This window comes from Polaromonas sp. P1_E1_2 (genome assembly GCF_056406035.1).
The window spans coordinates 1-4,429 of the sequence record NZ_JBFUAZ010000348.1 but is presented as its reverse complement, the minus strand read 5'-3'; the positions used below and the strand labels follow the sequence as shown (position 1 = coordinate 4,429).

General features: G+C 63.9%; 5 protein-coding genes and 1 pseudogene. All 6 read right to left on the bottom strand.

Going from position 1 to position 4,429, the window contains the following annotated elements; translation table 11 throughout:
- Positions 1 to 346, bottom strand: a 346-nt coding sequence (locus tag AC1D1P_RS15330) for a transglutaminase-like domain-containing protein (protein WP_477673575.1), incomplete at its 3' end; no start/stop codon positions are given.
- A 188-nt stretch (positions 347 to 534) separates the two neighbouring features.
- Positions 535 to 1,677 carry a mannitol dehydrogenase family protein gene (locus tag AC1D1P_RS15325; protein WP_477673574.1) on the bottom strand — a complete coding sequence of 381 codons (1,143 nt, stop codon included), beginning with the start codon at positions 1,675 to 1,677 and terminating at the stop codon, positions 535 to 537.
- Between the two features lie 13 nt (positions 1,678 to 1,690).
- On the bottom strand, positions 1,691 to 2,701 hold the full coding sequence (locus AC1D1P_RS15320; protein ID WP_477673573.1) for a zinc-binding alcohol dehydrogenase family protein: 1,011 nt from the start codon (positions 2,699 to 2,701) through the stop codon (positions 1,691 to 1,693).
- Positions 2,702 to 2,723: 22 nt separating this feature from the next.
- Positions 2,724 to 3,053 carry an L-rhamnose mutarotase gene (locus AC1D1P_RS15315; RefSeq protein WP_477646226.1) on the bottom strand — a complete coding sequence of 110 codons (330 nt, stop codon included), beginning with the start codon at positions 3,051 to 3,053 and terminating at the stop codon, positions 2,724 to 2,726.
- 133 nt (positions 3,054 to 3,186) lie between these two features.
- A complete protein-coding gene (locus AC1D1P_RS15310) occupies positions 3,187 to 4,194 on the bottom strand; it encodes an aldo/keto reductase (protein ID WP_477667886.1) in 1,008 nt (335 codons plus the stop codon).
- 51 nt (positions 4,195 to 4,245) lie between these two features.
- Positions 4,246 to 4,429 (bottom strand): annotated as a pseudogene (locus AC1D1P_RS15305) (LacI family transcriptional regulator); the annotation flags it as partial.

Here is a 4,429-nt window from a genome sequence, read left to right as displayed (position 1 = left end):
TCTCCATGTAGCGCACACGGGCCGGGATGCCGGCGGAGCGCATCAGCGCGATCAGCAGCGTCACCTTGTCGTCACCGTCGCCCCCGCGCGCCTCGAGTACGTCGCGGGCGGTCGGGTACTGCAGCTTGATCCGCTTGGTATAAGGCAGGCGCTTGACGAAGCGATAGATAGCCAGTGCCTTGTCCCGGTCGGTGCGGCACAGCTGGACAATCGAGCGAGCCTTCAGGCGCAGCTTGGTGTCGTCCAGGTCCAGCAGGGGCGTTGTGCCAAGCCAGTCCTGTGGCCGGTCGCTGGCTCTTTGATGCAGCCGGCGGGGCGAATCGAATTGTGCGGCAAGTGCCACCATGGAACCACCGACGGAGTGAATGGTTTACGCATCGTAACCCCGGAGGCGCAATTGCGGCGAATTTCCGTTCCACGCCCGAGCGCTGAGGGACTGACCCCTTCTTCCTCCGGAGAAGGCAGGCATGAGGGTTCGCTGCGTTGGATGTTGCGCCGCAGCATGTCATCAAACGCCGGTGACCAGCCGGCGGTTCAGGCGCCAGTGCCCAGGGTGCTTCCGGTTTCAGCTAACGCATTGCGCAGCTGGGTCTGTGCGATGGGCAGTTGCAGCGCCACGGCGCGCTCTACCACGGGTGCCAGGCGGCGCAGCTTCTTCTGCGCGTGGTCCTTGGCAATGTCGGCCAGACGGTGTTCCAGAAACGGGTTGAGCAGACGGTCGCGCAATTCCACCAGGTAGGCGTGGGCCTCGGGGCCTGTGCCCTCAGCGTCAAATACCGGCAGCACCTCGTCGGCCCATACCGCCTCCAGCGGGGTGCGCAGCGCCGGGGTGTGCATGGCCTGCACCACGGTCATGTCCGCAGCACTGCCCAGCAGCCGCCAGCGTTCGGCCAATATGGTGTGACCCAGGTTCAGCAGCCAGAGCTTGCGTTGCTCGAATGGAGCCAGTGCATCCGTCACCACCACGGCCGGGTGGTTGCAAGGAAGCACCATGCGCGGCTGGTGTTCGATAGCCCACAGCGCGTAGGGCTCGGCCACTGCACCGGCGGGTTCCAGCGGAGACGACACGATGCGGTCCACCAGTGAATTGACCCACACGCAGTGCTCCCGCACATAGCGAAGGAAGGCGGGCGTAACGCCCCAGCTCTGTGCCAGCGTGGATACCAGGTTGCGCAGGGTGTCACCGTTACGGCTGACCAGTTCGCAGGGATACAGCGTCAGGGGAGCCTCTGGTTGTAGCTGCCAGCGATGGTGCAGAAGCACCACCAGCTTGGCCGGGTAGCTGCTCGGCGCCGTCGTGGGGCTACGCAGCAGCGCCGCGGCGTCGGAGTCGTCCAGTGCATAGCCCATGTCTGCGGTGTTGGAGATGATGACCTGCACGGTGGTGGCCATGGCATCACACAGTTGTGCCCAATCGCGGCGGGCATGCCAGACGGCCTGTACTGCATTCACTTGCACGGTCTCCTCGATACGCCGGCCATGTTGCATGCCACGCAATTCGACGCGGTAGCCATGTGCCAGTGCCACAGCGCGTGCACTGCTCTGCGGGCTGTCTGTGCTCTGCACGACGGCGATGCCGCCCAGTGCCAGGCCCTGGGCCAGGGCCTGGGATACAAACAGGTCTGCATGCGCCTGCAGAAAGCGTCCGGTGCCGAACTGCAGGATGGGCGTGCTCACGTGGAGGCTCCGGTCAGCATTCGATCAGCGCCTTCACCACGCCCTGCGTGGGGTCCAGCAGGGTGGCGAATTGGGCGGGTACATCGGCCAGGGCCATGCGATGGGTGTTGAGCGCCGCGGTGGRGATTTTGCCGCCCCRCATCGCCTCAAGCACCGTTTCGAAGTCTTCCATGGTGGCATTACGGCTGCCCAGCAGCGTAGCCTCGCGTTTGTGAAACTCCGGATCGGCGAACGTAATGTTGTCCAGCACTATCGACACCAGCACATACTTGCCGCCATGGGCAATGAACTGGAAGCCGCGCTCCATGGCCTTCGCGTTGCCCGTGGCGTCAAAAACGACATCGTAAAAATCTCCGTTGGTCAGTGCGCGCAGCTCGTCCAGGTCCTTGTCACCTATCACAACACCCGCATGCGCCCCCAGGTGTTGTTTGCAGAATTCCACCCGCTCCTTTCGCGTGTCCAGCGCTGTGACCTGGCCACCACGCAGGCCGGCGAATAGCAAGGCAGCCATGCCGATGGGGCCCGTCCCTACCACCAGTACACGCTGGCCGGGCTGCACGTCGGCGCGACGTACGGCGTGGGCACCAATAGCCAGAAATTCCAGCATGGCGGCCTGGTCCAGTGAAACACCCTCTGCCTTGCGCACAAACTGCGCGGGTACGTTGAGATACTCGGTGAAGGCGCCGTCGCGGTGCACGCCCAGTACCTGTATATTGACGCAGCAGTTGGTCTTGCCCTGGCGGCAGGCTACACACCGGCCGCATGACAGGTAAGGCATGACGAAGACGCTGTCGCCGGCCTGAAGGGGGCTGTCCGTTGGAGCTTCCTCTACGGTACCCGCGATTTCGTGGCCCATGACGCGTGGATAGGCCAGGAAGGGTTGTTTGCCGGTGAAGATGTGCAGATCGGTGCCGCACACCCCCACGCGGCGGATGCGCAGCAGCACATCGCCTTCATTGCGGATGGGCATGGCCCCTTCAACCGTGCGCAGCACGCCGGGAGTTTCGCAAATGACTGTCAGCATAGATGTCCTTGGGTGGAAGTGGTTAGTCAATGTGGAATACGGATTCCATGGCGGCCCAGTGCTCGCCTGGGCTGCGGGTTTGAAGGGGGCGTTGGCAGGGGCCGCAGAGGGTCCACCAACGCTGCGTCTCGGCATCAGCGGCGATAGCGGCCATGTCCGCGTCAAAGTCCCGGCCGTGGTATTCCCAGTAGCCGAACAGCAGGTTTTCCGGCTCTCGCAGAAAAATGCTGTAGTTGCGCACCTGCGATTGGTGAATGCGCTGCAGCACAGCGGGCCAGACGGCCGCGTGCAGGCGCTTGTATTCGGCGATGTGCCGGGGGTCGATACCAATGACCCATCCCATTCGTTGCATATCAATTTCCGTCTATATGTTGGCCAAGGTGGTACAGGCGGCGCGCATTGCCGCCAAAGATGGCGGCCAGTGGCCAGTGCGGTTTGCCAGATTCCAGAAATGCGGGTGCGCGTCGATCAGCATGGGGTCTTCCTCAGGCTGGTACTGGCGCATCGGGATGCAGCAGGTCGCGGCTGCGCAGGGCCTGCCACAGCGTGGCGGGAATGGGCGTCTCCAGCCACGCGACGTTCTGTTGCAGCTGGGTTGCGGTGCGGGTGCCGGTGACGCAGCACACAACCGCAGGGTGCGCCAGTGGAAACTGCAGTGCGGCGGCCTGCAAGGGCACGCCGAATTCCTCGCAGGTCAGCGCCAGCGCTTGCACGCGCGCCACCACGGCGGGCGGGGCTTCCGCATAATTGAATTTGGTGTTGCCCGCCAGGACGCCGGAGTTGAACGGCGCGGCCACCACGATGGCGTTGCCGCGGCGCATGCAGTCGCCCAGAAAGGGGGTGATGCAGTCCTGCTCCAGCAGGGTGTAGCGCCCGGCCAGCATGGTGCAGTCCAGGTCGAACTCCTGCATGCTGTCCATCACCACCTGCCATTCGTTCACGCCCAGGCCCACTGCCTTGGTGGCACCRCTTGCGCGCAATTCGTCCAGCGCGCGGAAGCCGCCCCCCGTGGTCAGTTGTTGCCAATAATGCGCATGCTGTTCGCCGTGGGTGTCGCGGCCGATGTCGTGTACGTACAGGATGTCGATATGGGCCAGGCCCAGCCGTTGCTGGCTGTCCTCGAATGAGCGCATCACGCCGCTGTAGCTGTAGTCATACTGCGGGCGAAACGGGTAGGGGTTGGCCCAACCTCCATCGCCAGGACCCACGCTGGCATCGGGGCGCAGCAGGCGGCCCACCTTGGTGCTGACGACATACTCATGGCGGGGGCAGTCGGCCAGCTGGGCGCCCAGGCGGTGCTCGGAGCGGGTGTAGCCGTAGTAGGGTGCCGTGTCGAAATAGCGCACGCCGGCCGCCCAGGCGCAGGCAAAGACTTCCTCCACCTCGCGGGCACTGGTGGCACGGTACAGGCCGCCCATTTGCGAGCAGCCCAGGCCCAGGGCAGTCAGCCGCAGGTCCACGCGGGGAAGGAGTTTCAGATCCGTGGTGTGCATATACCCATCCTCCGGCAGCCGGTGCCRGAGGGATCCTTGGGTTGGAGCGGTTTAGTAGAGAACGTTCTTGGCAGCGGGTGTGTCGATGTTTTTCTTGGTCACCATCAGCACACCGGTATCGCGGAAGGCGGGTACTTTCTTGCCTGCCACGATTTCCGCCACGGTCTTCACACCCAGGTTGCCCATTTCAAAGGCGCTTTGCACGGCAATCGCCTCGATGGTGCCGTCTTTCACA

Excerpts from the sequence above, each read along its gene's own strand:
- AC1D1P_RS15315 (WP_477646226.1), bottom strand. The coding sequence starts at position 3,053 with ATGCAACGAATGGGATGGGTCATTGGTATCGACCCCCGGCACATCGCC.